Origin of the sequence: Nocardia vaccinii NBRC 15922 (assembly GCF_001613305.1) — a bacterium.
Lineage (GTDB): Bacteria > Actinomycetota > Actinomycetes > Mycobacteriales > Mycobacteriaceae > Nocardia > Nocardia vaccinii.
Window position 1 is genome coordinate 378,047 of the sequence record NZ_BDCC01000012.1, and the last position, 26,205, is coordinate 404,251.

The window sequence follows — 26,205 nt, forward strand, 5'->3', positions numbered from 1 at the left end:
CGTCGTGTCGTGCGGATCAAGCGCGCGCAATGCCCCCCGACATCGAATTCAACGAGCCGAGGAACCCAGGTAGGCCAGCAGGTCGTCGATCAGATCCGCGGGCGCCGCCCGGCCCTTGCCGTCCGCGGCGAGGTGCCCGGCCGCCGCCAGATCCGCCGCACCGTGTGCGAGAGCGCGCAGCAGCGCCGCCATCCGCTCCGGATCGCCCCCGGGCAGTGCGCGATCCGACTGCGCCTCGGCGACCAGGGCCGTGAGCGCCTGCTGCGCGTTGTGTGCGACCTCGGCCAGCTCCGGGGACTCGTTGGTCCAGCGACCGAAGACCAGTTTGAAGCGCGCCGGATGCTCCCGCGCCCAGGCTATGTACCCGTGCAGTACCGCACGCACCCGCTGCACCGGATCCGGTTGCCGTACCACCAGGTGCGCGAATTCCGTTGCCCGCTCGGATAACTCGCGCGCCGCGACGGCCGCCAGCAACGCCTCCTTGTTGGCGAAGTGCTTATAGGGCGCATTGTGCGACACCCCGGCCCCGATACCGACCTCACGCAGTGTCACCGCCTCCACCCCACCCGAGTCCAGCAGACGCAGGGCGGAATCGAGGAGGACATCACGGGTGCTGGGCGGCATCCGCATATCGTAATCCGAGGTTGACAACGTCAACCTCGCCGCCTAGGTTGACGTTGTCAACCTAATCTGATCGGGAGGAATCATGAACGCATCGTCGACCGCGGTGGTGACCGGGGCGACCGGCGGTATCGGGGAGGCCATCGCGCGCGGACTGGCCGCGACGGGCCGGAGCGTCGTGCTGGTCGGACGAGACGTGGGACGCCTGTCCGCGGCGCAGCGACGAATCCGGGCGGTGGTCCCGGAGGCCGACCTGCGGACCGAATTGGCCGATCTGTCGTTGCTGAACCAGGTGCGCGCCCTCGCCGATCGGCTGGACCCCACCGGGATCGATATCGTGATCAGCAACGCCGCGGTGGTCGCACCGCTCGCCGAGCACACCTCCGAAGGGATCCAGCGCACCCTGGCGACGAATCACCTCGCGCCCTATCTGCTGCTGCGCTCGCTCGGCGAGAACCTCGCCGCCACAGGACGATCCGCGCGACTCGTCGTGGTCGGAGCCGCACCTGCCGCACTGCGCCGGATACCGGTACACCTGGACGATCTGGGCTTCGCCGACGAGCGCGGTATCGGGATTCCGCCGAGCTTCCGGCCCTTCGTCGCCTACGGCCGCACCAAGAATATGAACGCCATGTTCGTCTACAGCCTCGCTCAGCGACTGGCGGGGACCGGTGTCACGGTGAACGGAGCGCACCCCGGGATCATTCGCAACACCGGCCTGGGACGCGATTCCGCGCGCGGACTGTTGCGCGCCTTCGCCTGGACGCAGTGGGTGAACCCGCTCCTGCCCGGCCCCGAGGCGGGCGCGGACACGCCCGTCTGGCTCGCCACCGCACCCGAACCGGATGGCATCACCGGGCGATTCTTCGTGCGCCGCAGGGAAGTTCGAACCGCGTCGCACACCACCGACCCCGCCCGGCTGGACCGGCTCTGGGCGGAGAGCGCCGCATTGACCGGCCTGCCCGCATGATCGACCGCCCAACGCGCTTACGGACACGCTGTGGCACATACAGATTCGTCAGTACCGCTCGGCGAAGGCGCGACCGCCGATACCGGAACCCGCGAGTTGTTCCACCGAAACCGTTACAGGAGTGCGCGGTCCAGAGGCCGGCACCCGGCCGTCGACCTTCGGTGAGTAACCTACGCGCGTTCCGGGCAGGGCTGGGTGAGCACACCGATCCGCAACGTCGAACGAGGCGAAATCACTGCGGCGGCAGCAGGTCCGGGCGACGCTCCCGGGTCCTGGACAGGGACTGTTCGTGTCGCCAGGCATCGATCCTGGCGTGATTGCCGGACAACAGGACCTCCGGGACGTCCAGCCCGCGCCAGGTGACCGGGCGGGTGTAGCTGGGTCCCTCGAGCAGTCCATCGGAGAACGAATCCTGTTCGTGGGACTGTTGATTGCCCAGAACGCCGGGGCGCAGGCGGACCACGGCCTCGGTCATCACCAGAACCGCCGCCTCGCCGCCGATCAGCACGTAATCGCCGATGCTGACCTCCTCGACCCGGACGCGCCGGGCCGCATCGTCGAAGACGCGCTGATCGATACCCTCGTAGCGACCGCAGGCGAAGACCAGATGACGTTCACCGGACCAACGCCGCGCGGTGGCCTGCGTGAACGGAACTCCCGCCGGTGTCGGCACCACCAGTAGCGCGTCGTCGGGGCAGACCTCGTCGAGCGCGTCGCCCCACACCGTGGGTTTCATGACCATGCCGGGGCCGCCGCCGTAGGGGGAATCGTCCACGGCCTTGTGCACGTCGTGGGTCCAGCGGCGCAGATCGTGCACGCCGAGTTGGACCAGGCCCTTGTCGATGGCTTTGCCCAACAACGCCGTTCGCATCGGCTCGAGGTATTCGGGGAAGATCGTCACGACATCGATGCGCAGTGCTGCGGAGGATTCCGCTGTCGAGAATTCCCCGACGCCCTCGGACATTGCTCTACTCCTTGTCGAGCAGTCCCTCGGGCGGATCGATGACGATCAGGCCCTCGGCGACCAATACGGTGGACACGATCGCGGCGACGAACGGAATCAGGATCTCCCGGCCCGGCCCGGCGGAAGCCTCCACGTCGTCGAAGCTCGCCGCCGCACGCACCGAAAGCAGTTCTCCCGCAGCCGAATGCAGTACCTCGTCCACGGTGCCGACCACGGTGCCGTCGGCCAATCGCACCGAAAGCCCCTCGAGCTCATGGTCGTAGAACTCGTCGGGATCCTGCGACGGCGGCAGATCGTCGGTGCCGACCAGAAGGATCATGCCGCGCAACGCATCCGCCTCGGAGCGATCCGCGACGCCCTGGACCCGAACCAACAGTCGGCCCGAATGTTCCCGAGCCGACTCGATCGTGTACTCACGCACCGTCGTCGCCCGCGGCAGCCGCCCTTTCAGGACGGCGCCGGGGGCGAAACGCAACTCGGGTTCGTCGGTGCGGACCTCCACGACGAGTTCGCCGCGCACACCGTGCGATTTGGCGACCCGCCCGACGACCAGTTCGATGGGCTCATCCCCGCTGGAAGCAGGCATCAACTCGCATCGGTGTCGACGACGTCGACCCGGATGCCCCGGCCGCCGATCCCGGATACGAGCGTGCGCAGCGCCGTCGCGGTGCGACCGCCGCGCCCGATCACCTTGCCCAGATCGTCCGGGTGCACATGCACCTCGACGGTGCGGCCGCGGCGGCTGGTGATCAGCTCGACACGGACGTCATCGGGATTGGCGACGATACCGCGAACCAGATGTTCGACGGCATCGGCAACAACCACGCTCATTACTCGGCCTCGGTCTCGGCCGGAGCCTCGGCCTCGGCATCCTTCTTCGCGGCCTTCTTCTTCGGCGTCACGGCCTCGGCGACCGGCTCGTTGTCGGCGGCAGCCAGCGCGGCGTTGAACAGATCCAGCTTCGACGGCTTCTCGGCCTTGGTCTTCAGCGTGCCCTCAGCGCCCGGCAGGCCCTTGAACTTCTGCCAGTCACCGGTGATCTCCAGCAGACGCTGCACGGGCTCGGTGGGCTGCGCGCCGACGCTCAGCCAGTACTGCACGCGCTCGGAGTTCACCTCGATCAGCGAGGGCTCCTCCTTCGGGTGGTACTTGCCGACGTTCTCGATGGCGCGGCCGTCACGGCGGGTGCGCGCATCGGCGACGATGATGCGGTACTGGGGGTTGCGGATCTTGCCGAGCCGGGTGAGCTTGATCTTGACAGCCATGGGCTATCGCCTTTCGATGACGGCTGCCCGCGGGCAGCCTGAGTGGTCACGGCGCAATTCAGCGACCCGCACGGGACACGGGCCCGGTTTTGCGTTCGAGTGCGTGACCGCCGCGCGGTACGTAACCGGAGACGGGCTGACACTGTCCTCGACGAGGACGGTCGTCAATCTTGCCAGATGCCCCCACTCACTCGGAAATCAGCCCCCGATCAGCGCACCTGCACCCTCGCGATCCCGACCGGAAAGCGGCCCCGGCGCCGTCATCACCGCACGGCATCGAGATAGGACCTGCCGATAGCCGACCGCCACGAAGGTCGCCCCGCACGGTCGGCGCGACCATCGGGAGCATCGAACCGGCTGTGCCCGGGTCAGCGGTGGCCGGTGACCGGGTCTCGTCGCTTGTGCACCCTGCCGCGCAGGACCACGTGTGTCGGTGTGGCGAGAATCCGCGGCGACGTGCGCGGGTCTTCCTCGTAGACGACGAAATCCGCCGGTGCGCCGGGTTCGATGCCCGGGCGGCCGAGCCATTCGCGGGCGTTCCACGAGGCCGCGCCCAGGGCGTCGTGGCGGGACAGGCCCGCGCCCGCGAGGGCGTCGATCTCGTCGGCGATCCGGCCGTGGCGGATCGAGCCACCGGCGTCGGTGCCGGTGTAGATGGGGACGCCCGCGGCGTGGGCGTCGGCGACGGTGTCGCGGACGCGGCGGTGCAGATCCCGCATGTGGGCGGCGTAGACGGGGAATTTGGCTGCGCCGTCGGCGATTTCGGGGAAGGTGTCGATATTGATCAGGGTCGGGACCAGGGTGGTGCCGTGGCGGACCATCATCTCGATGGTCTCGTCGGTGAGGCCGGTGCCGTGTTCCAGGCAGTCGATGCCGGCACCGATCAGGCCGGGCAGCGCATCCTCACCGAAGACGTGCGCGGTGACCCGGGCGCCCTCGCGGTGGGCGGCGTCGATGGCCTCCTTCAGGACCGCATCGCTCCACAATGGACGCAGATCGCCCACCGACCGATCGATCCAGTCCCCGACGATCTTGACCCAGCCGTCACCGCGCCGCGCCTGCTCGGCGATGATCTGCGGCAGGTCACGCTCGTCGTCCAGTTCGATGCCCAGCTCGCGGATATAGCGTTTCGGGCGGGCGATGTGCCGACCGGCGCGGATGATCTCGGGCAGATCCTCGCGCTGGTCGATGAAGCGGGTGTCGATGGGTGATCCCGCATCACGCAGCAGCAGCGCCCCGGCATCGCGTTCGGTCTCGGCCTGCGCGACCGCACCCGCGTCATCCTCGTGCCCGCCGCCGTAGCGAATGCCGACGTGGCAGTGCGCGTCCACCAGCCCTGGCACGATCCAGCCTGTGGCACAGAGGGTTTCGGCGTCGGGCACCGGTTCGAAGGAGATCCGTCCGTCGCGCACCCACAGATCGCGCATGTCCTGGTCCGGAAGTACAACTCCCCGCAGATGCAATCGCATACGGTCTCCTGCTCGCGCCGACGTTCTCGATCACAAACTACTGCGCTCGCACGCGGACGGGCCGGCTCAGTTCTTGGGGAACTTCAGCTTGGACAAATCGATCCCCTCAAGACCGGGCGGCAACTGGTCGAGCCCGTTGGGCATCCCGGACAGGTCCGGCATCCCGGCGGGCATCCCGGGCGGCATGGCGGGCATACCCGGCATGCCCGGGAAACCGCCGCGCACCTTGGGCGGAGTGGGACCGCGACCGCCCTTCTTGCCCTTCTTCCCCTTCTTGTTGGTGCGCCGGTTGCCACCGCCGCCCATACCCATCTGACGCCCCATCTGCGCCATCATCTTGCGGGCCTCGAAGAAGCGGTCGACCAGCTGGTTCACATCGGTCACCGTGACACCCGAGCCGTTGGCGATGCGCAGGCGGCGGGAGGCGTTGATGATCTTGGGATTGGCGCGCTCGGCCGGGGTCATACCGCGGATGATGGCTTGCACCCGGTCCAGCTGCTTGTCGTCGACGGCGGCCAGGGCGTCCTTCATCTGGCCCGCGCCGGGCAGCATGCCCAGCAGGTTGCCGATCGGCCCCATCTTGCGGATGGCCAGCATCTGATCGAGGAAATCCTCGAGGGTGAGCTCACCGCTGCCGATCTTGCGCGCGGCCTCCTCGGCCTGCTGCGCGTCGTAGACCTGTTCGGCCTGCTCGATCAGGGTGAGCAGATCGCCCATGCCCAGGATGCGGCTGGACATGCGATCGGGGTGGAAGACGTCGAAGTCCTCGAGCTTCTCACCGGTGGAGGCGAACAGGATCGGCTGACCGGTCACCTCGCGCACCGACAGTGCCGCGCCACCGCGCGCATCACCGTCGAGCTTGGTGAGCACCACGCCGGTGAAGCCGACGCCGTCGCGGAACGCTTCGGCGGTGGTGACCGCGTCCTGGCCGATCATCGCGTCGAGGACGAACAGGATCTCGTCGGGCTGCACCGCGTCGCGGATGCCCGCGGCCTGCGCCATCAACTCCTCGTCGATGCCCAGGCGGCCCGCGGTGTCGACGATGACGACGTCGTACTGCTTGTTGCGCGCCTCGGCGATGCCGTCCTGCGCGACCTTGATCGGATCGGCCGCGGTAATGCCCAGCGGATTGTCGCCGCCGCCTGCCGCGGGACGCCTGGAGGCGGCAGCCTGCGTAACCACGGCAGGCCCGCTCGTGCCGCTCGTCGACACAGTGGTGCCGGGATGCGGTGCGAAAACCGGGACCTCGGCGCGCTGACCGACGACCTGCAGCTGTGTGACCGCACCGGGACGCTGCAGGTCGCAGGCCACCAGCAGCGGCGTATGCCCTTGGCCCTTCAGCCATTTCGCGAGCTTTCCGGCGAGGGTGGTCTTACCGGCGCCCTGCAGACCCGCGAGCATGACCACCGTCGGCGGCGTCTTGGCGAACTGCAGCCGCCGCGTCTCGCCGCCGAGGATCGCGATCAATTCCTCGTTGACGATCTTGACGACCTGCTGCGCCGGATTCAGCGCCGCGGAGACCTCCGCCCCGTTGGCGCGCTCCTTGACCCGGGCGATGAATCCGCGCACCACCGGCAACGCGACATCGGCCTCGAGCAGGGCCAGGCGAATCTCCCGGGCGGTCGCGTCGATATCCGCCGGTGACAGACGCCCCTTGCCGCGCAGATCGCTCAGTACACCGGTCAACCGGTCGGAAAGGGATTCGAACACCGATCGCGCTCCTGATCTCGAGGGACGTCACTCGACATACCAGGGTAATGCGCGCATGCCGATCGAAGGATCCACCCTAGTCGTTCCCGGTTTCGGTGTTCACGGCACCGGTGGCCCGCACGCGTGCCGGACGCGCTATTCCAGCAAGCTGCGCCGCGGCCTCGGCGCCTGGCGGATATCGCGATTCTCATTGGCGACCATGCCGACCGCCTCGCGGGCGGTCAGTCCCAATTCCAAGGCCATGGAATCGAGTCCCGCCCACTCGGCCTCGGTCGGCGTGCGCCCGTTCACCGTGGCGGCGATGGTCATCGCGGTCACCGCCTGCTGCCCGGTCAGAGTGCGGCCGGGTAGCCAGGACACCACCCAGCGGTCTCCACCGACACAGCGGGCGATGTGCTGCGTCAAGTCACTGGTCATCGTCGATGCGGAAACGACTTCAATTGCCACCGGCTCGCTCCCTCGTGCTCGAAAAGCTCGGACAAGCCTCGAACAACATCCACGGCATGCGGGCCGCTATCACCGCCGACCCCTGAGCACACCGTCTCCGCCAATGTGACAGCACAGATCCGGTCTGATCGTAGAGTGACATGCCCTACTGAAGCTTCAGGTTGCAGCAAATCTCACGCAACAATCCGGTCACTGACAAACGTCCAGTTTGTCCGCAACGCCGCGGACCGGGCGGGCGATGGCGAATCGGGGCGAAAATCCGGCCGAATGTCCGTTCCGGCCGGAACATTCGCTTTCGGCCGAAATGCCGCCCGAGCCCGGCTTATTCGGGCTCTTGCTGCGGAGGCGGCGGGGGCGTCTGTGGCGGGACGACCGCCAGCACCGCGGCCGCGATCCCGTCCCGTCGCGCCGGGCTGTCGGTATCCCCGAGATCCAGGCAGAACGCGTCCACGACGGCCGTGCCCCGGGTGACCACCTTCGCCCACCGCACATCCGCACCCGTGCCCGCGAGCGCACCGGCGAGCCGGCTGAGCAATCCGATCCGGTCCTCCGCACGCAGTTCCAGCAACACCTGACCGGCAATTCCGGTGTCGGCCCACAGAATGCGGGGTTCGGCCTGCGCGTACGGACTGGGCGGCAGACCCGCCTCACGTTCCTTGCGCTCGAGCACCGCCGCCAGATCCAGGTCGCCGTTCACCGCGCGGATCAGATCCTGGCGCAGCAGTCCGGCATCGGGCGGGTCGCCGAATTTCGGTGCGACACGGAAGATATCGATCGCCGAATCCCCCTCCGATCCGAGCGAGGCCGACAACACCCGCAGCGAATGCAGCGCCAGCACACCCGCAGCGTCGGACAGCAGTCCGGGGCTGTCGGGCGCGACGACTGTCACCACATGGCTGAAACGTCCCTCGCCGGGCGACAATTCGACGTGCACCCCACCGGATTTCGCCTTGGCCACCAGATCGGGATCGATCGGATCGGGTTCGGGAGCCGGTTGCCCGGCCATCGCCAAGCGAGAGCGCCGCACCAGCTCCCCGATCAGCGAGGCCTTCCAATCACCCCACACCCCCGGACCGGTGGCCAGCGAATCCGCCTCGGCGAGGGCATGCAGGAGCTCGAGCAGCTGCGGGTCGCCGCCCAGCGCGGTGACCACCGTCTCGGCGGTCGACGGATCGGCCAGATCGCGTCGCGTGGCGGTATCGGGCAGCAGCAGGTGGTACCGGACGATCGCGCTGAGCGTACGCACATCCGAAGGCCACAGCCCCAGCCGACGGCCGATCTGGGTGGCCAGCTCGGCGCCGACGATGCTGTGATCCTCGGTGCGGCCTTTACCCAGATCGTGCAGCAACGCACCGAGCAGCAGCAGATCCGGACGCGCGACCCGGGTGCTCAATGCCCCCGCGTAGGCGACGGTCTCCACCAGGTGACGATCCACCGTCCAGGTGTGCACCGCATCGCGCGGGGGCAGATCGCGCACCGCGCCCCATTCCGGAAACAGTCTGCCCCACAGACCCGTTCGATCCAGCGCCTCGACCGCGGCGATGGTGGCGCGGCCGGTGCCCAGCAAGACCAGCAGATCGTTGAGCGCCTCGCGCGGCCACGGCTCGCGCAATTCGGGTGCGTCCTCGGACAGGCGATTCAACGTGGTCGCCGACATCGGCAACCCGTTCTGCGCCGAGGCCGCGGCCACCCGCAGGATCAGGCCCGGATCCCGTTGCGGGCGGGCGTCGCGGGCCAGCACCACCTCACCGGCGTGTTCGACCACCCCCTCATCGAGCGGTCGACGCACCGGCATGCGGCGAAGCCTGGCCAGCCCGCGACGTGGCAGGGCGTTACCCGCCGTGCGCAACCCGACGTCGACCGAGTACCCCACCGTGCGGGCGGCATCACTCAACGTCCGGGCCAGATCGAAACGGTCGCCGATGCGCAGTGCCGCACCGATCTCGTCGGCGTCCTGCGCGCGCAACTGATCGCGGGAACGTCCGGCGACGCGATGCAGTTCGGTGCGCACATCCAGCAGACGGCGATGCGCCTGCTTCAGCCCGCCGCCCGGGACGTCGGGCCCCAGGCCGGGCATGGCGTCGGTCAGCTGGGCGATGGCGAGCGCGTCGAGCAGCTGGATGTCGCGCAGACCGCCGCGCCCGTTCTTCAGATCGGGTTCGGCGCGGTGCGCGATCTCCCCGCTGCGCCGCCACCGGGTCTGCGCCTGTTCGACCAATTCGCCGAAGCGGGAACGGATTCCGGTGCGCCACTCGCGACGCACGCCGCCGATGAGCAGATTGCTCAACTCCATGTCGCCAACGATGTGCCGAGCGTCCAGCATGCCGAGGGCGGCGGTGAGATCGTCGGCGGCCACCCGCAGCGCCTGCGGGACGGTGCGCACACTGTGGTCCAGTTTGATGTGCGCGTCCCACAGCGGGTACCACAGCCGATCGGCGACCTCGGCCACCCGCTCCGGATCGATGTCGTCGTGCAGCAGCACCAGATCCAGATCCGAGTACGGCAGCATCTCGCGCCGCCCCAGGCCACCGACGGCCACCACGGCCAGGCCGCTGTCCGCGGTGATGCCCAGCTCGGCGCCCTTACCGGTGAGCCACAGATCGTGCAGGTCCACCAGCGCCTGCCGCAGCGCATGGGCGTCCAGTCGCGGACGGCGAACCTGTCCGCCCTCCAGCAGCTGATCTCGAGCCCGTACCAGATCCGTTGCCCCGCTCGGCGTGTCGCTTTTCACCTGCACCACCCAACCCTCGTGCGGGCGGCCCCGCGCCCTACCGTCGCCCGGTGGGAGCGGAGCCGCCGACCGACCCGCTGACAGAGACCGTCCGCGCGCTACAGCGCGTCGCTGCCACGCTCTCCCGTCCGGACCCGGATCACGGACTCGACCGGCGTGACCCAGACCTTGCCGTCACCGATCTTTCCGGTGCGCGCGGCCTCGACTATCACCTCCACGACCTTCTCGACCGAGGCGTCGTCCACGACGACCTCGACCCGTACCTTCGGCACGAAATCGACCGAGTACTCGGCACCGCGGTAAACCTCCGTGTGCCCCTTCTGCCGTCCATAGCCCTGTACCTCACTGACGGTCATCCCGAGTACACCCGCCTGCTCCAGACCGCTCTTGACATCCTCGAGCGTGAATGGTTTGACGATTGCAGTGATCAGTTTCATATCGGTCATGCCTCCTTGACGGCGGTACGTGCCGTGCCACCCACAGCAGCGAAATCGTATGCCGATTCCGCATGCTCCGAATCGTCCATACCCTCGAACTCCTCCTCGTCGGTGGCCCGCAACCCGATGGTGAATTTGATGATGTAGGCCAGAACGAGCGACACGATGAACGAGAAAGCGAGCACGCTGGCCGCGCCGACGGCCTGCTTTCCGAGTTGGGTGAAACCTCCGCCGTAGAACAGGCCCTTGGCGCCGTTCAGGCTCGCCGACGCACCCGATTCCGGCGCCAGGAACAGCCCGACCATCAGGGTACCGATCACACCGCCGACCAGGTGAACACCGACCACGTCGAGGGAATCGTCGAAGCCGAGCTTGTACTTCAGGCCGACCGCCAGCGCACAGACGATTCCGGCGACCGCGCCGATGGCCAGTGCGCCCAGCACGTTGACCGAGGAGCAGGACGGGGTGATGGCGACCAGACCGGCGACCAGGCCCGAGGCCGCGCCGAGGCTGGTGGGCTTGCCGTCGCGGATCTTCTCCACCAGCAACCAGCCCAACATCGCCGCGCAGGTGGCGAAGGTGGTGGTGAGGAAGGTCGAACCGGCCAGTCCGTTGGAGCTCACCGCGGAACCCGCGTTGAAACCGAACCAGCCGAACCACAGCAGACCGGCGCCCAGCATGACGAAGGGCAGGTTGTGCGGGCGCATCGGCGACTTCGGCCAGCCCTTGCGCTTACCCAGCACGATGCACAGCGCCAGACCCGCGGCGCCGGCGTTGATGTGCACCGCGGTACCACCGGCGAAGTCGATCGCCTGCAGTTTGTTGGCGATCCAGCCACCGTGGTGGACGATGTTGCCCGCGGCGTCGGAGACGTTGAAGTCGAAGACCCAGTGCGCGACCGGGAAATACACGACCGTGGCCCAGACCGCGGCGAAGACCAGCCAGGCGCGGAACTTCAGGCGGTCGGCCACCGCACCCGAGATCAGCGCGACGGTGATGATGGCGAACATCAACTGGAACGCGACGAAGACGGTCATCGGGATGGTGCCCGCGAGCGGTATGTCCGCGCCGTGCACCGCCGCGGCCCCGGTGGCGGGGTCGGCAGGGGCGGCCTTGACGCCGTTCGTGCCGATCAAACCCTTCAGGCCGAAGAATTGGGCCGGATTGCCGATCACGCCGAACTTGTTGTCCCCGAACGCTTCCGAGAAGCCGTAGATCGACCAGAGCACGCCCACGATGCCCATCGCGCTGATGCTCATCATGATCATGTTCAGTACGTTCTTCCCGCGGACCATGCCGCCGTAGAAGAACGCCAGGCCAGGGGTCATCAACAGGACGAGTGCCGAGCTCGCCAGCATCCATGCGGTATCGCCGGTGTCCGGCACACCGACCAAGGGGTACGCCACCTTGTTCCTCCTCATCTCGGGCCCAGCCATAAAATGCGGCAAACGAGCCTGCACAGAAGGTTGGCTATTCGGTGTTTCATCCGTGCCGCCCCCGTGTTTCACATGAGTGAACGGATGCGCCCCCTGTGTTGCTACCACGTTTCATTTCCTACACAGCCGTTTCCGGCTCACTGTGAGGTTCGTGTCGCGGTGCGGAATTCATCGATGAATACCCAGTTCAGCCGCTATGCGGGCGAGGCGCCGATCGGAAGTGGAGATCACCATCCGACACACAGCGCGAAATCGTAACCAACCGCCCGGTGAGTACCTCCGCTACCCCGCCGATCCCCACACAGCTACCCGCCGCCCGTACACACGACGGCGGCGACCCCACGAGCGCTCAACCGAAAATCACCCAGGCTCACCCACCCCGAGCAACACCAGCACCGAGTTCGCGGCCCGTCTCGCCGTTCGGACGCGTGACGGGTGCGAGGAACGAGTGCCCGACACGGAGCCGAACGGCGAGGCCCTCAGGGCCGCGAACCCGCCGGAGCGAAGCGGAGGCAATCCAACACAGTTCGCGGCCCGTCTCGCCGCTCGGACGCGCGGCGGGCGCCCGACACGGGACCGACCGGCGAGACACCAGGGGGCCGCGAACCCGCCGGAGCGAAGCGGAGGCCGAAGATACAGCTCAGCCCAACAGGGCGTCGACGAATGCGCCGGGTTCGAAGGGGGCCAGATCGTCCGCGCCCTCGCCGAGGCCGACGAGTTTGACCGGGACGCCGAGTTCGTGCTGGACCTGGAAGACGATGCCGCCCTTCGCGGTACCGTCGAGTTTGGTCAGCACTACGCCGGTGATATCGACCACATCGGCGAAGACGCGCGCCTGGGTCAGGCCGTTCTGGCCGACGGTGGAGTCCAGCACCAGCAGCACCTCGTCCACGGCCGCCTTCTTCTCCACCACGCGCTTGACCTTGCCCAGCTCGTCCATCAGGCCGGTCTTGGTGTGCAGGCGGCCCGCGGTGTCGACCAGGACGACGTCCACGCCGTCATCGATGCCGGTGCTCACCGCGTCGAAGGCGACCGAGGCCGGATCCGCGCCCTCGCGCCCTCGCACCGTGTGCGCGCCGACCCGCTCACCCCAGGTCTGCAGCTGATCGGCGGCCGCGGCGCGGAAGGTGTCCGCCGCGCCCAGCAGCACCCGGCGGCCGTCCGCGACCAGAACGCGCGCGAGTTTGCCGGTGGTGGTGGTCTTACCGGTGCCGTTGACGCCGACCACCAGCAGGATGGAGGGGTGATCGTCGTGCGGCAGGGCGCGGATCGATCGGTCCAACTCGGGGCGCAGCGCCTCGACCAGGACCGAGCGCAGCGCTGCTCGGGCCTCATCGGCGGTGCGGACGGTGCGGGCGGCCAGTTCGCTGCGTAACCGTTCGACGATGGTCGAGGTGACAGCGGTGCCGAGATCGGCCATGACGAGCGTGTCCTCGATCTCCTCCCAGGAGTCCTCGTCCAGGTCGCCGCCGCCGAGCAGGCCGAGCAGGCTCTTGCCGACGGCGTTCTGCGAGCGGGCCAGCCGCCCGCGCAGCCTGGTCAGGCGGCCCGCGGTGGGTTCGATCTCCTCGAGTTGCGGTGCGGGAGCGGCGGTTTCGACGGGAGCGGGAAGCTCCTCGACCACCGCGGACTGCTCGACCTCGACCTCGGGTTCGGCCGTCGGCACCGCCTCCGCGGGTACTTCGACCGCCTGGGCGCTGGATCGTTCTTCGGTTTCCGCGGGCCGCGCTTCGACCTCGGGCGCTCGGACCTCCGCGGTTCCGGCTTCGGCGGTTCTGGCCTCGACCCCGGTTGTTTCGGTCTCCTCGACCTCGGGTTCCGGCAGCCGGACATCGGTGATCCCGCGACGTACCGAATCGCGCGGAATCGCCGCGTCGTCGCCGACATGCGGTTGTCCCTCGTCGTCGGTTCGCTCGATCGATACCGGTTCGGGCTGCGGTGGTGCCAGTGTGCTCGCGCCTGCGCCGCCCTGACTGAAACTGAATCCACCGGACGCGGTGTACCCCCCGGACCGGTCGGTCACCTCCTTGTCGGGCGTGGCGGGAGTCAGCTTCACCCGGCCGCGCTTGTACCGGACGAATCCAGCGACGACGAGCGCCACCACCACGATGGCGGCGATCACGGCGATCAGAATCCAAGCTTGCGCAGTCACGCCCCCATCCTTACAGAACGTCGACCACGCACCCGCAGGGCCGCGCGACGGGCGGGAAATCCGAAACCCTCGACCTGTGGTTTCGACTCGGCGGGGCCCGCGCGAGCCCGACCTACACCGGGCGCTAACACATATACCGGCAAATGCGGCGGTGACACGCCGGAATTGCCACACATGTGCCGTTCACCTACCGACCGGTCTGCCCGTCTCGGTGTCGCGACGCGGAAGCAGCGGCGAATCCAACTCAGAGACAATAGGATCGGCGATGTGACCGATCGAAATGTGCTTGGGGGACCGCTGGAGGAGTGCGGCACCGATCCTCTCACCGGCTTCTATCGGGACGGCTGCTGCAGCACCGGCCCCGAAGACCTGGGCAGTCATACGGTGTGCACCGTCGTTACCGCGGAGTTCCTGGAGCACCAGAAGTCGATCGGCAACGATCTGAGCACTCCGCGTCCGGAGAACAACTTTCCGGGACTGCAACCGGGCGATCGCTGGTGCGTGGTCGCGGTGCGCTGGCTGCACGCCCACGAGGACGGCGTTGCGGCCCCCGTCATCCTGGCCGCCACCCACGAGAACGCGCTCGAGGTCGTCCCGATGGAAACCCTGCGCAAATACGCCGTAGACGTCCCGGACGACGTCAGCGACCTGCTCTGAGCTCCCCACCGGACAACGGTTGCGCGTGACCACCGTGAGTGTGATGAGTCGCACACGGTCGAAGCGACAAGTTGATCGGCGCCCTCGATGGAGTTGTCTCCCGTAGCTGCCCGACTCGGTCGACGCGGACGACGGCGGGCCGCGCCGCCGCGGGCCTGGAGACGCACTGTCCGGACAACCCGGATTCCGGTGAATTTCTCGAAAGATGCGATTCACCGATGGGCAACGGCGGCCTGCCCCCTGATCGAGCTTCGCCTGCGGTGCGCCTTCTGGCGGCAGGCGGCCGAACAGTAGCGCGCGGGGCGGCCGAGACCGGCGGCTTTCAGGTCGGAGCCGCACATCGGACAGCGCGGAGACTCATTTTCGTTACGTATTTCGTTATGAATCGAGCCGTTGCCGTCGAGTTTCGTAACGGTGGGCGCCGGCGCGGCGCGCAGGGCGTCCAGGGCGATCCGGGCGGCCTTGACCAGCTCCGTCTCGGAGTTCGAAACGCGCTGTATCGCAACGCATCCGGTGATCAGCGCGGAGACGTCCGCGACGGTGACGTCCGGGCGCGCGGCACCGCATCGCTGGGCCTCGGTGAGCGCCGCGCGCAGGGCCTGGTGAAACCGGTCACCCGCGCCGCGCATGAGCGTGCGAGGCCAGCCGTCGTCGGCGGTGATCAGGTCGCAGACGGCCCGGCTGCGCGGAGCGGTGCGGACGACCTCGGCGCAGAAGTCGAAGAAGGCCGCACCAGGGTCCGGCGCACTCAGGCAGGCCGTCGCGCGGGCGGTCATCTGCTCGATACGCTGCTGCATCACCGCCTCCAGCAGGTCGGTCTTGGTCGGGAAGTGCCGATAGACGGTGCCCGCGCCGACACCGGCGCGACGGGCTATCTCGGCCAGCGAGACCGAGGTGCCGCGATCGGCGAAGGCGCGTTGGGCCGCGGCCAGCACCAGGGCGCGGTTGCGCCGGGCATCGGCCCGCGCCGCGGGACCGAAACTCTGTGGTAGGGCGGACATTTCGTTACGACACCCCTTTGCGCGGACCTGGCGAATCGAGTCGGACCACCCGTATCGTCCGAAATACGGGTCAGACAACCCGTATCCTACCGACACGAAGACAGGTGATCATGTCCGCACAGCACGATCGGATTCTCGTCACGGGCGCCACCGGCAAGCAGGGTGGCGCGACCGCGCGCAGACTGCTCGCCGACGGCGTTCCCGTCCGGGTCCTGGTCCGCGATCCGAACGCCGCGACCGCACGCGCGCTCGCCGAACTCGGAGCCGAATTGGCTATCGGCGATTTGGACGCACCGGAAACCATCGCGGCCGCGGTCCGCGACGTGCGCGCGGTCTTCGGCGTCCCCCCGGCCGCCTACGGCCCCGACGGCTGGGATACCGAACTCGAGGCGGCTCGCGGTGCGGCGCTCGTCGCGGCGGCCCGCGCGGGGGGCGTCGAGCAGTTCGTCTTCACCGGAGTGGCCTCCTTCGCCCGCGACAAGCGGTGGGGCGTCAACGGAAAACGCCGCATCGAACGCGTCGTCGCCGACAGCGGTATGCGCTACACCCTGCTGCGGCCGGTCCGATTCATGGAGAACTATCTGTTCCGAGGTTTCTCGGTGGACGGAATTCGCGACGGAGTGCACCGGCATCTGTTCCCCGCCGACCTGCCGATCCAGATGATCGCGGTCGAGGACATCGCCGCCGTGGCAGCCCTGGCTTTCGCCGATCCGGACCGCCTGCACGGTCGCACCCTGGATCTGGCAGGCGATCAGCGCACCATGCGCGAGGCCGCCGCGACCATCACCCGGGCCATCGGAATTCCCGTGCGCTACGAGGAAATTCCCGAATCGGAGGCCGCCGAACGAGGTCCCGCGATCCTCGAGGTCTGGCGGCTCGCACGCGAGGGTGACAGCTGGGGCGCGGACATCGCCGCGCTGCGCGAAATTCACCCCGCTCTGCGCAGTTTCGACACCTGGCTCGCGGAAACCGGTGCAGCCCAGCTGAAGTCCCTGCTAGCGAAATAGCCGGGCGATCCGCTGCCGATTCCGCGGGCTACAGCGCCCGGACACGAGCGTGGTGGACATCGGCACGGTCTCCCGCAAACCTCCCGTCGCCCACCCGCGCCGTTGCCCGTTGCCCGCGCAAACGCCGCTCGCCCCGGGACCTCGGCTCAGGCGCGGCCGACGAGATCGAGATCAGCATCCGAATACCGCTTCGAATGGATCGCTTGCCATGGCCTCGTGCGTGCAGTCGTAGTTGTATCCGCATCGCCGCGAGCAGCGGGGCACAGTGCACAGGCACACCCCTGGCTACTAGGCTGGGTGCGAGCGGTATCGGTTCTTTGTTCCGTCCTTTTCCACAGTGGCGTCATGGTCGGCCGGAGACGTACGGCGGACCGGGGAGCAGACGATGAATCAGCAATCGTTCGAATTCTGTGACGAGGTCCTACAGCAATGCCTCGGGGCCGAGGCCGCACTGTCGCTGCGGCCGTCCCCGCGAATGCGCCGGGGCGACATCGAAAAGCTCCTTTCCGACGACGCCGAGTGGCGTCTGCTGCACGGCCGTCGCGCGGCGATCGAATGGGGCATTCGTGACGCCGTCGACGCCGCCATCGCCTCGGAGCGTCTGCTGGTCACCGCGCATGGACTGGTGTATTTCGCCAGGTTGCGGACACCGCTGTGGAGAAACTCGCCCCGAGCGCTGTATTACCTGGCCACGCCGGAGTCGCTGTTCGAGCCGATCGTCGATCGGGTGCGCGTCACGCCATTGCGGCCGGGATCGGCGGCCGCGGTGGACGACAGGTTCGGACACGATCTCCTGTTCGCCTGGCCGCTCGACGCCGGGTTGCGCCGAATGCTCGACGACCGGCCGGTCCTGCGCATGGAATCCATTGGGAGGCCGTGATATTCGCGGAAACGCACCGCCGGGGCCCCACCCCCGCCCGGGGCACGGGCCGGCTACGCCGCATCGGCGTGGCCGCCGCGCTGGTGATGGCCGGCGGGTGGTTCGGCGTCCAGCCGGCGACCGCCGACGTAACGCCGACGGTCTGGCTGTGCCGGCCCGGGCAGGCCGATGCCCCGTGCGGCGGCGGCACCGATGCCCCGGTGGATTGCTTCTACGTCTACCCGACCGTATCGCTGGAACAGACGGCGAACGCGGATCTGACCATCGGACCCGAAGAGCGCGCGGTGGCAGCGGATCAGATCGCGCCGTTCGACGGCCGCTGCAATATCTGGGCGCCGATGTACCGGCAGGACACCTTGCTGGGGCCGGCCGGTTCACCGCGCGCGCCGCGTGCCGCCGCCTCGGACATCGCCTACGCCGACGTACAAAGCGCGTGGGAGGACTACCTGGCACACGACAACCGCGGGCGCGGCGTGGTCCTGATCGGACATTCCCAGGGGGCGATCATGCTGCGAACCCTGATCCGCAAGCGGATCGACGCGACCCCGCAGCGGCGGCTACTGCTCTCGGCCATCATTCCGGGCGCCAACGTGCTGGTGCGTCCGGGCGCGCTGACCGGCGGTGATTTCAACTCGATCCCGGCGTGCACCGACAGTGCCCAGATCAGCTGTGTCGTCGCCTATTCGACCTTCGCGACCGCTCCGCCGCCGGACACCCGGTTCGGGGTGACGCCGACCGGGCCGAACACCACCGGCACCCGCGACGGACTCCCCTACGGCCCCGGCTACGAGGTGCTGTGCACCGACCCGGCCGCGCTGGGCTCCGGTGCCGACAGCGGATTGCACAGCATCGTCGCCGGCCGTGTCGTGACCGGCTACCGCGGCCACTGCACCACCGCCGGCCCGCGCGTGCTGATAATCGAGGGCGGAGGCAACGGCATCCCACCGGCAACCGCCCTGCCCGCCCTGCCGGACCCGACCTGGGGCCTGCACAACCTCGACATGAACATCGCCCAGCAGGACCTGCTCGACCTCGTGACCGCCCAGACCCGATCCTGGCTCGACCGGCAGCACCACGCCGGTCGGTGAGCCCAGCAAACCCGCTTCGGTCGAGGCGACAACTGATTTCGCGAGCACCTGGGTGTAAAACGCCGCCCCAGCCTTTCCGATCACCGTCCCGCCTACAAGATCTCTCAGACAGTCCCTGCGCGGCGCCGCCCGGTAGCCAGGGTGGGGCGAGTTGTAACGAGGGAACACGCCATCGACGGTCGCGAGCGGCTCGTTCGGCGACCTCGAGGAATTTGGCGACGGGCTCGGTGGGCGGTTCGTCCCGCCAGGCGATACACCACGGGTAGTAGGGTTGCAGTTCCAGAGGACGGTGGATCGGAATTCCCGACATTTCGTATCTCACTGCGTAGCTCTCGAATTCGAGGATGTAGCAGAATCGACCGCGCGGTGCAGAGCAGCCAGGCAGTGACCGAATGTACCGGGATTGCCCAGCCAGCCCAGCGACAGATCGGTGTCGTGTTCGAAGGCGGTCAAGTAGTCGCCGTGTGCGTTGTAGAGTCCCGACTCCGGGCCATCGGCGAAAACCTCCAGAGGACGCTCATACAGCGATGCTCGAGGCCGTGGCGGATCGGCCGGACGTCCAATCAGATACATCGGTTCCAGGCGCAAATGGCGGAAACGCCAACCGGTGGGATGCTGCGTGGTCATGGCCCCGGTGACCCGGAGGATGGCCACATCGAGTCGGTGGTCCAGCAGCGCCTCGAGTTGCCGGACACTGTCGAGGGATCGTTCGATGATCCCGATCGATGGGTAGGCTGCCGCAAACGTGTCGGCGACCGTGCGACTGGTCTGTAGTTCGAAGATATGCGCGATGCGCACCGAATCGGAGTCGGCGGCACCGCGGCGGATCCGGGTCGCCAGCGCGATCATCTCTCGGGCATCCGCCAGCACGTGGTGCCCACGCGGAGTAAGCGTGACGTGCCGGCTGTCGCGTTCGAGGAGCGGGCTGCCGAGTTGGTCCTCCAGTTTGCGAATCTGCTTCGACAACGCCGGCTGTGTGATGAACAGTTTCGCGGCGGCTCGGCCGAAGTGCAGCTCCTCGGCGAGGGCGACGAAGTACCGCAGCTGCCTCAGGTCGAGGCCCATGGCCCGCCTCCTTCTTCCGCCTCATCCAGCGAGGGGCGGCGGTCACCTGCAAGTATGCCCTCCGGGTTATCGTTCGGCAGCCATTACGACTTGGACGGCGGACCGATCGTGATGGTGGAGTGGCCCGAGGGTCGAAGGAGCGATAGACATGTCACAGACACCGACACCGGTGGTTTTCATTCACGGGTTGTGGCTGCATGCAACCAGGTGGGGACCTTGGCTGGACCATTTCCGTGCCGCCGGTTACGCGCCGATCGCCCCGGGCTGGCCCGGCGAGCCGGACACCGTCGCCGCGGCGCGGGCCCATCCCGAAGCGGTCGCAGACACCGGAATAGACGAGGCCGCAGCGCATTTCGCTGCGATCATCCAAACCTTGCCGACACCGCCGATCATCATCGGGCATTCATTCGGCGGCCTGCTCACAGAGAAACTCATGGGGCAGGACCTCGGTATCGCCGGTGTCGCGATCGATCCGGCCCAGATCAAGGGTGTCCTGCCGCTACCGCTCGCTCAGCTGCGCGCCGGACTGCCCGCGCTCGGCAACCCTGCCAACCTGCACCGAGCGGTATCCCTGACCAAGAAGGAGTTTCGCTTCGGCTTCGGCAACGCGGTCAGCGAGCAGGAGTCGGACGAGCTGTTCGAAACGTGGACCGTACCCGCACCGGCGCGACCGCTCTTTCAGGCCGCCGCGGCGAATTTCGTCCTGCATTCACCGGCGAAGGTCGACACCGCCAACGCGAATCGCGGGCCGCTGCTGCTCATTTCGGGCCTCGCGGACCATACTGTTCCGGACGTGGTGACCCGCTCGACCCTGAAGCAGTACCGTGATTCCACCGCGGTCACCGAGCTTCGGCAATTCGAAGCCCGTGGCCACTGCCTCACCATCGACAGTGGTTGGAAGGACGTCGCGGACGCGGTCCTGACCTGGCTGGCGGACAAGGGTTTCTGACACCAAGGACGGAGCTGTCATGGATCTGGGACTCGCCGACGCCCTCGCCGTGGTGACCGGAGCCAGTCGAGGTATCGGGCTGGCCATCACCCGCACCCTCGTGGACGAGGGTGCGATCGTCGTGGCCGCAGCCCGCCACACCGGCGACGACCTGCGCGCCCTCGCCGACACCGGCCGCGTCCATCCGGCGGAGGTGGATCTGTCCACCGCGCAGGGCGCGACAGAGCTGGGCGCCGTCGCGGCGAAATTCGGCACCACGGCGATGCTGTTCAACAATGTCGGCGGCGTGACACCCCGGCTGAACGGATTGCTCGACATCAGCGACGACGATTGGATGTCCACCCTGACACTGGACCTGCTATCCGCAATCCGGGTGACGCGAGCGGTGCTGCCCGCCATGCTCGATGCGGGGCAGGGCAGCATCGTCACCATCAGTTCGGTCAACGCCAAACTGCCGGATCCGACCGTGATCGACTACAGCGCAGCCAAGGCCGCGCTCACCAACTTCAGCAAATCCCTGTCGAAACAGGTAGGACCACAGGGCATTCGGGTCAACACCATCAGCCCGGGTCCCGTCGCCACCGACCTGTGGCTCGGTGCGCAGGGTGTAGCACGCACGATTGCCGACACCGCGGGCGGAGATCCGGAAGACATCGCCCGCACCACGGCCGCCCAGACGGTTACCGGGCGATTCACTCGACCCGAGGAAATCGCCGACCTCGCCGTTTACCTTTCCAGTCCCCGGGCAGCCAACATCACCGGATCGGATTTCATCGTCGACGGAGGACTGATCACCACTCTGTGACGGCCTCGGGCATTCGGCATCACACCGAGCCTACGGTGGGGCTATTCGCTCGAGCTCGGTCCGGTCGCTCCAGCCGCGCGTCTTCGGTAGCGCGGTCGTCGACAGGCCCGCTCGACATCCTGTTCCGGGCAAGAACACCAGCGTCCGGTCTTCGAATCACGGTGGACGAGAACAAATAGCCGCAGGTCACACCACACTATGTGGCGACAGCCCGTGGCTGTCATTCGGTGTGGACACTGGTAACTCCCCGGGTACGCCCAGAAGGTGATCGGGCTGTCAACCGCCGGCCGCGAACGTCACCTGTGTGGCACCCGAGTCCGGCTTGAAGTCGCGGGGAGGCGGACCAGCCAGGCTCTCGCCCCGCAGCCGCTGGGAGATGACCTGGGTGATGCCGTCACCGCGCATGCTCACGCCGTAAAGGGCGTCGGCGATCTCCATGGTCGGCTTCTGGTGCGTGATGACGATCAGTTGGGATTTCTCTCGCAGCTGCTCGAACAGGCCGATCAGGCGGCGCAGATTGGTGTCGTCGAGGGCGGCCTCGACCTCGTCCATGACGTAGAACGGCGACGGGCGGGCGCGGAAGATGGCGACCAGGAGAGCGACCGCGGTCAGCGATTTCTCACCGCCGGACAGCAGCGACAGGCGCTTGACCTTCTTACCCGGCGGACGCGCCTCCACCTCGATACCGGTGGTGAGCATATCGGTGGGGTCGGTGAGCAGCAGGCGTCCCTCGCCGCCGGGGAACAGTTTGGCGAAGACGCCGACGAATTCCTGCTCCACGTCCTCCCACGCCTCGGTGAACACCTGCAGAATCCGCGCATCCACCTCGGCGACCACATCCAGCAGATCCTGCCGCGCCTTGGTGACGTCGTCGAGCTGGGTGGACAGGAAGTTGTAGCGTTCCTCGAGCGCCGCGAACTCTTCCAGCGCAAGAGGATTCACCTTGCCGAGGGTGGTGAGGTCCTTCTCGGCGCGTTTGGCGCGGCGCTGCTGGGTGGCCCGGTCGTACGGCATCGGCTGCGGTTCGCTGACCGCCTCGCCGCGCTCCTTGGCCTGCTCGTACTCCTGCCACTCCAGCGCCGAGGGCGGAGTGGGCACGTCCGGGCCGTATTCGCCGATCAGCGCGTCCAGGGCCATGCCGAACTGTTCGCCGATGGTGGCTTCCAGCTGTTCGATACGCAGCGCGGCCTCGGCGCGGGCGACCTCGTCGCGATGCACCGCGTCGGTCAGCTGAGTCAGCTGGGTGGTCAGCGCCCGGGTGCGCTCCTTGATCTGGTCCACCTGCCCGGCGCATTCGGTGCGGCGGCGGACCAGTTCGTCCCGTCGCGCGGAGGCTTCGGCGACAACGGATTCGAGCTCGGCGGCAACGCGTTCCGCGGATTCGGCGACCACCGAGGCGACCGCGGCGGCCTGCCGGCGCGCGGCCTGGGCGCGTTCGGCGCGCGCCCGGGTCTCGCGCTCGGCGCGGGCCGCGCGGCGCAACGAATCCGCTTTGCCCCGAACCGATTCCGCGCGCTCCTCGGCGGTACGCACGGACAGTCGCGCCTCCACCTCCATCGCGCGGGCCTCCGCGAGCGCGGCGGCGGCCTCCTCGCGATGCTGTCCGGCGGTCTCGGTTCCGGCGTCCTCGTCCGAATCCAGCCCGGACTGTTCGGATTCCACGCGCCGCAGGCGCTCCTCGAGTTCGGCCAATTTCTCGGAGTTGTCGTCACGCGCGGTCTCGGCGTCGTCGCGCTGGGTCAGCAGACGCTCGCATTCGCGCTGCGCGTTCCGAGCGGCCTCACCCAACCGGCCCAGCCGGTCGTAGATCGCGACCAACGCCTGATCGGATTCGTGCAGCGCAAGCAGTGCCTGATCGACGGATTCCTTGCGATCGGTCTGCTCGGCCAGCGCGCCCGACAGCGCTGCCTCGAGCTCCTCGGCCCGGCGCTGCCAGGACGCGAGTTCCGCGGCGGCCGCGTCGATATCGGCCTGGATCTCGAGCTGACTGGGCGCACGGTCCGAACCACCGAGCAGCCAACCCGAACCGGTCACATCACCCTCGCGCGTGACCACACGCAATTCCGGTCGCGCGGAGAGCAATTCGGTTGCAGCGGGCAGATCGTCCACGACCACGGTGCCCGCGGTCAGCGCCACGACGGCGCCGCGCATGCGCTCCGGGCAGTCCACCACATCGATCAACCGCCGCGCCCCGGCGGGCAGCTCGGCCAGGGCCGAATCCGACAGTGCCGCACCGCCGTACACCACCGCGGCCCGTCCGCCGTCGGCCTCCTTCAACGCCCGCAGCGCCGCATGCGCGGTGCCGCCGGACTCGGCGGTGATCGCATCGGCCAGCGGTCCCAGCGCGGCGGCGACCGCTGCTTCGAAACCGTTGTGCACCTGCAGAACTCCCGACAGCGGCCCGAGCAGACCTTCGGCTCGGTGCTCGAGCAGCCAGGCCGCGCCGTCACGGCGGGCCAGCCCCATGGTCAACGCCTCGATCCGCGCACCGAGCGAGGCGACCTTCTTACTCGCCTCCCGATCCCGCTCCCGCAGTTCGGTGACGCGCTCCTCGGCCTGCGCCAACGCTTGCGCGGCATGTTCGTAGGCGGCGTCCAGCCCCTCTTCACCGGCGTCCAGCTCGCCCAATTCGCTTTGCACGCGCTCGAATTCGTCCTCGGCGGCCTCGCCCCGGGCCCGCGCCTCGGTCAACGAGACAGAGAGCCGGGCGATCTCCCCCTCGGCGGACTGCGCCCGCGAACGCAGGGTGTCCACCTGACCGGACAGCCGGGCCAGACCCTCCCGGCGATCGGCGATGGCCCGCACCGCGGCCAGATGCGCCTGTTCGGCGGCCTTGGCGGCCTGTTCGCGCTCGTGCAGCTGATCTCGGGCGGACTCCAGCGTTTCGGCGGCGATCTCGACCGCCTCGAGCAGTTCGGCCTCCTGGGCCTCCACTCGCGCGGCCTCGGCCTCGAGTTGTTCGGGATCGCGACCGGTACCGGTGGGCTGCTCGATGGTCAGGTTACGGGCGCGGTCGCGGGCGATGCGAATGGTCGCATTGACCCGTTCCACCAGCGCCGAGAGCTGGAACCAGGTCTGCGCGGCGGCTTCCGCGCCCGGGGTAAGCCGGGAGAGCTGGAATTCCTGCTGTGCGAGTGCGGCATTGGCGGCATCGAGTTCGGCCTGAACGTTGATCTGCTGTTCGCGGGCGTAGGCCTGCTTGCTCTCCTGGCTCTCCAGATCGCGACGGCGCGCGACCAGATCGTCGGCGGCCAGCCGCAGCCGCGCATCACGCAGATCCGCCTGCACGGTGGCCGCGCGCCGCGCCACCTCGGCCTGTCGGCCCAGCGGCTTGAGCTGACGACGCAATTCGGTGGTCAGGTCGGTCAACCGCGCCAGATTGGCCTGCATGGCCTCGAGCTTGCGGACCGCCTTCTCCTTGCGCTTGCGGTGTTTGAGCACACCGGCGGCCTCCTCGATGAAGGCACGCCGGTCCTCCGGGCGCGACTCCAGGATCGCCGAGAGCTGGCCCTGCCCCACGATGACGTGCATCTCCCGGCCGATGCCCGAATCGCTCAACAGTTCCTGCACATCCATCAGACGACACGAGCTGCCGTTGATCTCGTATTCCCCCGCGCCGTCGCGGAACATGCGGCGGGTGATGGACACCTCGGAGTAGTCGATCGGCAGCGCGCCGTCGGAGTTGTCGATCGTCAGCGTGACCTCGGCGCGCCCCAGTGGCGCGCGGCCGGCGGTTCCGGCGAAGATGACGTCCTGCATCTTGCCTCCGCGCAGCGCTTTGGCGCCCTGCTCGCCCATCACCCAGGTGAGCGCGTCGACCACATTCGACTTACCCGAGCCGTTGGGACCGACCACACAGGTGATCCCCGGTTCGAGGCGAAGCGTCGTAGCGGACGCGAAGGATTTGAACCCCTTCAGCGTCAGGCTCTTCAGGTGCACAGCACGCCAATCTACCTGCTGCCGTGCGGTAGCCGTGGATACGCCGGGCTGGCGTACCCCTCGGCGGCCCGGCTCACCCGGCGAGGCCGCGCCCCCGGCAGCCGCGCGCTTCCCATCCGGTCAAGGCCCGGAACGCGAGCGCGACGCCCCACGGCCCGATCACCCACATCGGCCACGGATAGGTGAACCGGCCCACTCCGAGGCAGATCAAACCCCAGATGACCAGGCACAGCACGCTCACGCCCAGCCAGGCCGCACCCTCGATGCGCTGCCAGACCGGGATGCGCGCACCCCGGTTCCCCGAAGCCCGGCCCACGGGCGGTTCGGCCGCCAGATTCGGCAGATCGGAGAGTACGAGCCGCAGGTCCTCGCGGGTGGCGCAGGCCCATACCCGCGCGACCCGCTGGTCGTATTCGGTCAGATCGATGCGCCCCGCGCCCAGGTGCCGGGCCAGCAGATCGGCGACCTGCTGCCGCTCGGCGTCATCGGCGCGGGTTCCGGACGTGATGTCCATCAGCTGTCCCTCTCGGCGAGATCAATACTCCAAAGTGGAATGTATATATAACAGGATTATGCCTCCATTGTGGAATGTCAACAGATATCGCTAAGTTA

Annotated in this window: 23 protein-coding genes; 7 read left to right on the forward strand and 16 right to left on the reverse strand. The window is 68.1% G+C overall.

Going from position 1 to position 26,205, the window contains the following annotated elements; genetic code table 11:
* Positions 1–48: 48 nt before the first annotated feature.
* Positions 49–624, reverse strand: a complete 576-nt coding sequence (locus NV1_RS10300; RefSeq protein ID WP_067888970.1) for a TetR/AcrR family transcriptional regulator — start codon at positions 622–624, stop codon at positions 49–51.
* 82 nt (positions 625–706) lie between these two features.
* On the opposite strand from NV1_RS10300, the gene NV1_RS10305 reads away from it, so the two are divergent.
* On the forward strand, positions 707–1,591 hold the full coding sequence (locus NV1_RS10305) for an SDR family NAD(P)-dependent oxidoreductase (RefSeq protein WP_067888381.1): 885 nt from the start codon (positions 707–709) through the stop codon (positions 1,589–1,591).
* A 232-nt stretch (positions 1,592–1,823) separates the two neighbouring features.
* Here NV1_RS10305 and trmD read toward each other — a convergent pair whose 3' ends face one another.
* The 11 genes from trmD to ftsY all read right to left on the reverse strand — a co-directional run bounded on the left by trmD (position 1,824) and on the right by ftsY (position 14,202).
* Positions 1,824–2,507 carry a tRNA (guanosine(37)-N1)-methyltransferase TrmD gene (trmD, locus tag NV1_RS10310; protein ID WP_067888973.1) on the reverse strand — a complete coding sequence of 228 codons (684 nt, stop codon included), beginning with the start codon at positions 2,505–2,507 and terminating at the stop codon, positions 1,824–1,826.
* 52 nt (positions 2,508–2,559) lie between these two features.
* Positions 2,560–3,114, reverse strand: coding sequence for a ribosome maturation factor RimM (gene rimM / locus NV1_RS10315; protein ID WP_067888976.1), 555 nt, complete (start codon positions 3,112–3,114; stop codon positions 2,560–2,562).
* A 26-nt stretch (positions 3,115–3,140) separates the two neighbouring features.
* Entirely contained in the window at positions 3,141–3,386 is a 246-nt protein-coding gene (locus NV1_RS10320; protein ID WP_067888384.1) for an RNA-binding protein, read from the reverse strand.
* A complete protein-coding gene (gene rpsP / locus NV1_RS10325; protein ID WP_067888387.1) occupies positions 3,386–3,820 on the reverse strand; it encodes a 30S ribosomal protein S16 in 435 nt (144 codons plus the stop codon). The genes NV1_RS10320 and rpsP overlap by 1 nt, the downstream gene beginning before the upstream one ends.
* 368 nt (positions 3,821–4,188) lie before the next feature.
* Positions 4,189–5,289, reverse strand: coding sequence for an amidohydrolase family protein (locus NV1_RS10330; protein ID WP_067888390.1), 1,101 nt, complete (start codon positions 5,287–5,289; stop codon positions 4,189–4,191).
* A 66-nt stretch (positions 5,290–5,355) separates the two neighbouring features.
* On the reverse strand, positions 5,356–6,999 hold the full coding sequence (locus NV1_RS10335; protein ID WP_067888393.1) for a signal recognition particle protein: 1,644 nt from the start codon (positions 6,997–6,999) through the stop codon (positions 5,356–5,358).
* A gap of 135 nt (positions 7,000–7,134) precedes the next feature.
* Positions 7,135–7,446: a hypothetical protein gene (locus tag NV1_RS10340; protein WP_067888396.1), complete on the reverse strand. Its 312-nt coding sequence runs from the start codon at positions 7,444–7,446 to the stop codon at positions 7,135–7,137.
* A gap of 322 nt (positions 7,447–7,768) precedes the next feature.
* Positions 7,769–10,177: a [protein-PII] uridylyltransferase gene (locus NV1_RS10345; protein WP_067888979.1), complete on the reverse strand. Its 2,409-nt coding sequence runs from the start codon at positions 10,175–10,177 to the stop codon at positions 7,769–7,771.
* A gap of 98 nt (positions 10,178–10,275) precedes the next feature.
* Entirely contained in the window at positions 10,276–10,614 is a 339-nt protein-coding gene (locus NV1_RS10350; protein WP_029930039.1) for a P-II family nitrogen regulator, read from the reverse strand.
* Positions 10,615–10,619: 5 nt separating this feature from the next.
* Positions 10,620–12,035, reverse strand: coding sequence for an ammonium transporter (locus tag NV1_RS10355; RefSeq protein ID WP_157116755.1), 1,416 nt, complete (start codon positions 12,033–12,035; stop codon positions 10,620–10,622).
* Between the two features lie 655 nt (positions 12,036–12,690).
* Complete coding sequence (ftsY, locus tag NV1_RS10360; RefSeq protein WP_067888402.1) at positions 12,691–14,202, reverse strand: signal recognition particle-docking protein FtsY; 1,512 nt, start codon at positions 14,200–14,202, stop codon at positions 12,691–12,693.
* 267 nt (positions 14,203–14,469) lie between these two features.
* Here ftsY and NV1_RS10365 point away from each other — a divergent pair, with 267 nt between their 5' ends.
* Positions 14,470–14,859 (forward strand): DUF2237 family protein, encoded by a 390-nt coding sequence (locus NV1_RS10365; RefSeq protein WP_067888406.1) that lies wholly within the window; start codon positions 14,470–14,472, stop codon positions 14,857–14,859.
* Between the two features lie 212 nt (positions 14,860–15,071).
* On the opposite strand, the gene NV1_RS10370 is transcribed toward NV1_RS10365, so the two are convergent.
* A complete protein-coding gene (locus tag NV1_RS10370; protein ID WP_067888409.1) occupies positions 15,072–15,860 on the reverse strand; it encodes a TetR/AcrR family transcriptional regulator in 789 nt (262 codons plus the stop codon).
* 110 nt (positions 15,861–15,970) lie between these two features.
* Here NV1_RS10370 and NV1_RS10375 point away from each other — a divergent pair, with 110 nt between their 5' ends.
* From NV1_RS10375 to NV1_RS10385, 3 genes are all read left to right on the forward strand, one after another.
* The gene (locus NV1_RS10375) at positions 15,971–16,867 is read left to right on the forward strand and encodes an NmrA family NAD(P)-binding protein (protein ID WP_084525261.1); all 897 of its coding nucleotides are present in this window, start codon (positions 15,971–15,973) and stop codon (positions 16,865–16,867) included.
* Positions 16,868–17,252: 385 nt separating this feature from the next.
* Positions 17,253–17,747, forward strand: a complete 495-nt coding sequence (locus NV1_RS10380) for a hypothetical protein (protein ID WP_067888411.1) — start codon at positions 17,253–17,255, stop codon at positions 17,745–17,747.
* Positions 17,744–18,835, forward strand: coding sequence for a DUF3089 domain-containing protein (locus NV1_RS10385; RefSeq protein ID WP_245713638.1), 1,092 nt, complete (start codon positions 17,744–17,746; stop codon positions 18,833–18,835). Before NV1_RS10380 ends, NV1_RS10385 begins: the two co-directional genes overlap by 4 nt.
* A gap of 318 nt (positions 18,836–19,153) precedes the next feature.
* On the opposite strand, the gene NV1_RS10390 is transcribed toward NV1_RS10385, so the two are convergent.
* Complete coding sequence (locus NV1_RS10390) at positions 19,154–19,900, reverse strand: LysR family transcriptional regulator (protein WP_067888414.1); 747 nt, start codon at positions 19,898–19,900, stop codon at positions 19,154–19,156.
* Positions 19,901–20,048: 148 nt separating this feature from the next.
* Here NV1_RS10390 and NV1_RS10395 point away from each other — a divergent pair, with 148 nt between their 5' ends.
* Positions 20,049–20,849, forward strand: coding sequence for an alpha/beta hydrolase (locus NV1_RS10395; RefSeq protein WP_067888417.1), 801 nt, complete (start codon positions 20,049–20,051; stop codon positions 20,847–20,849).
* A gap of 19 nt (positions 20,850–20,868) precedes the next feature.
* Complete coding sequence (locus tag NV1_RS10400; protein ID WP_067888420.1) at positions 20,869–21,654, forward strand: SDR family oxidoreductase; 786 nt, start codon at positions 20,869–20,871, stop codon at positions 21,652–21,654.
* A gap of 276 nt (positions 21,655–21,930) precedes the next feature.
* Here NV1_RS10400 and smc read toward each other — a convergent pair whose 3' ends face one another.
* Entirely contained in the window at positions 21,931–25,593 is a 3,663-nt protein-coding gene (gene smc, locus NV1_RS10405) for a chromosome segregation protein SMC (RefSeq protein WP_067888423.1), read from the reverse strand.
* Positions 25,594–25,666: 73 nt separating this feature from the next.
* On the reverse strand, positions 25,667–26,107 hold the full coding sequence (locus NV1_RS10410) for a DUF1707 SHOCT-like domain-containing protein (RefSeq protein WP_067888426.1): 441 nt from the start codon (positions 26,105–26,107) through the stop codon (positions 25,667–25,669).
* Positions 26,108–26,205: the final 98 nt, after the last annotated feature.

What these genes read in the sequence shown, in the direction of transcription:
- NV1_RS10300 (WP_067888970.1), bottom strand. Translation starts at nt 624, where the DNA reads ATGCCGCCCAGCACCCGTGATGTCCTCCTCGATTCCGCCCTGCGTCTG.
- NV1_RS10305 (WP_067888381.1), top strand. Translation starts at nt 707, where the DNA reads ATGAACGCATCGTCGACCGCGGTGGTGACCGGGGCGACCGGCGGTATC.
- NV1_RS10320 (WP_067888384.1), bottom strand. Translation starts at nt 3,386, where the DNA reads ATGAGCGTGGTTGTTGCCGATGCCGTCGAACATCTGGTTCGCGGTATC.
- rpsP (WP_067888387.1), bottom strand. Translation starts at nt 3,820, where the DNA reads ATGGCTGTCAAGATCAAGCTCACCCGGCTCGGCAAGATCCGCAACCCC.
- NV1_RS10330 (WP_067888390.1), bottom strand. Translation starts at nt 5,289, where the DNA reads ATGCGATTGCATCTGCGGGGAGTTGTACTTCCGGACCAGGACATGCGC.
- NV1_RS10350 (WP_029930039.1), bottom strand. Translation starts at nt 10,614, where the DNA reads ATGAAACTGATCACTGCAATCGTCAAACCATTCACGCTCGAGGATGTC.
- NV1_RS10355 (WP_157116755.1), bottom strand. Translation starts at nt 12,035, where the DNA reads ATGAGGAGGAACAAGGTGGCGTACCCCTTGGTCGGTGTGCCGGACACC.
- NV1_RS10370 (WP_067888409.1), bottom strand. Translation starts at nt 15,860, where the DNA reads ATGTCCGCCCTACCACAGAGTTTCGGTCCCGCGGCGCGGGCCGATGCC.
- NV1_RS10375 (WP_084525261.1), top strand. Translation starts at nt 15,971, where the DNA reads ATGTCCGCACAGCACGATCGGATTCTCGTCACGGGCGCCACCGGCAAG.
- NV1_RS10380 (WP_067888411.1), top strand. Translation starts at nt 17,253, where the DNA reads ATGAATCAGCAATCGTTCGAATTCTGTGACGAGGTCCTACAGCAATGC.
- NV1_RS10390 (WP_067888414.1), bottom strand. Translation starts at nt 19,900, where the DNA reads ATGGGCCTCGACCTGAGGCAGCTGCGGTACTTCGTCGCCCTCGCCGAG.
- NV1_RS10395 (WP_067888417.1), top strand. Translation starts at nt 20,049, where the DNA reads ATGTCACAGACACCGACACCGGTGGTTTTCATTCACGGGTTGTGGCTG.
- NV1_RS10400 (WP_067888420.1), top strand. Translation starts at nt 20,869, where the DNA reads ATGGATCTGGGACTCGCCGACGCCCTCGCCGTGGTGACCGGAGCCAGT.
- NV1_RS10410 (WP_067888426.1), bottom strand. Translation starts at nt 26,107, where the DNA reads ATGGACATCACGTCCGGAACCCGCGCCGATGACGCCGAGCGGCAGCAG.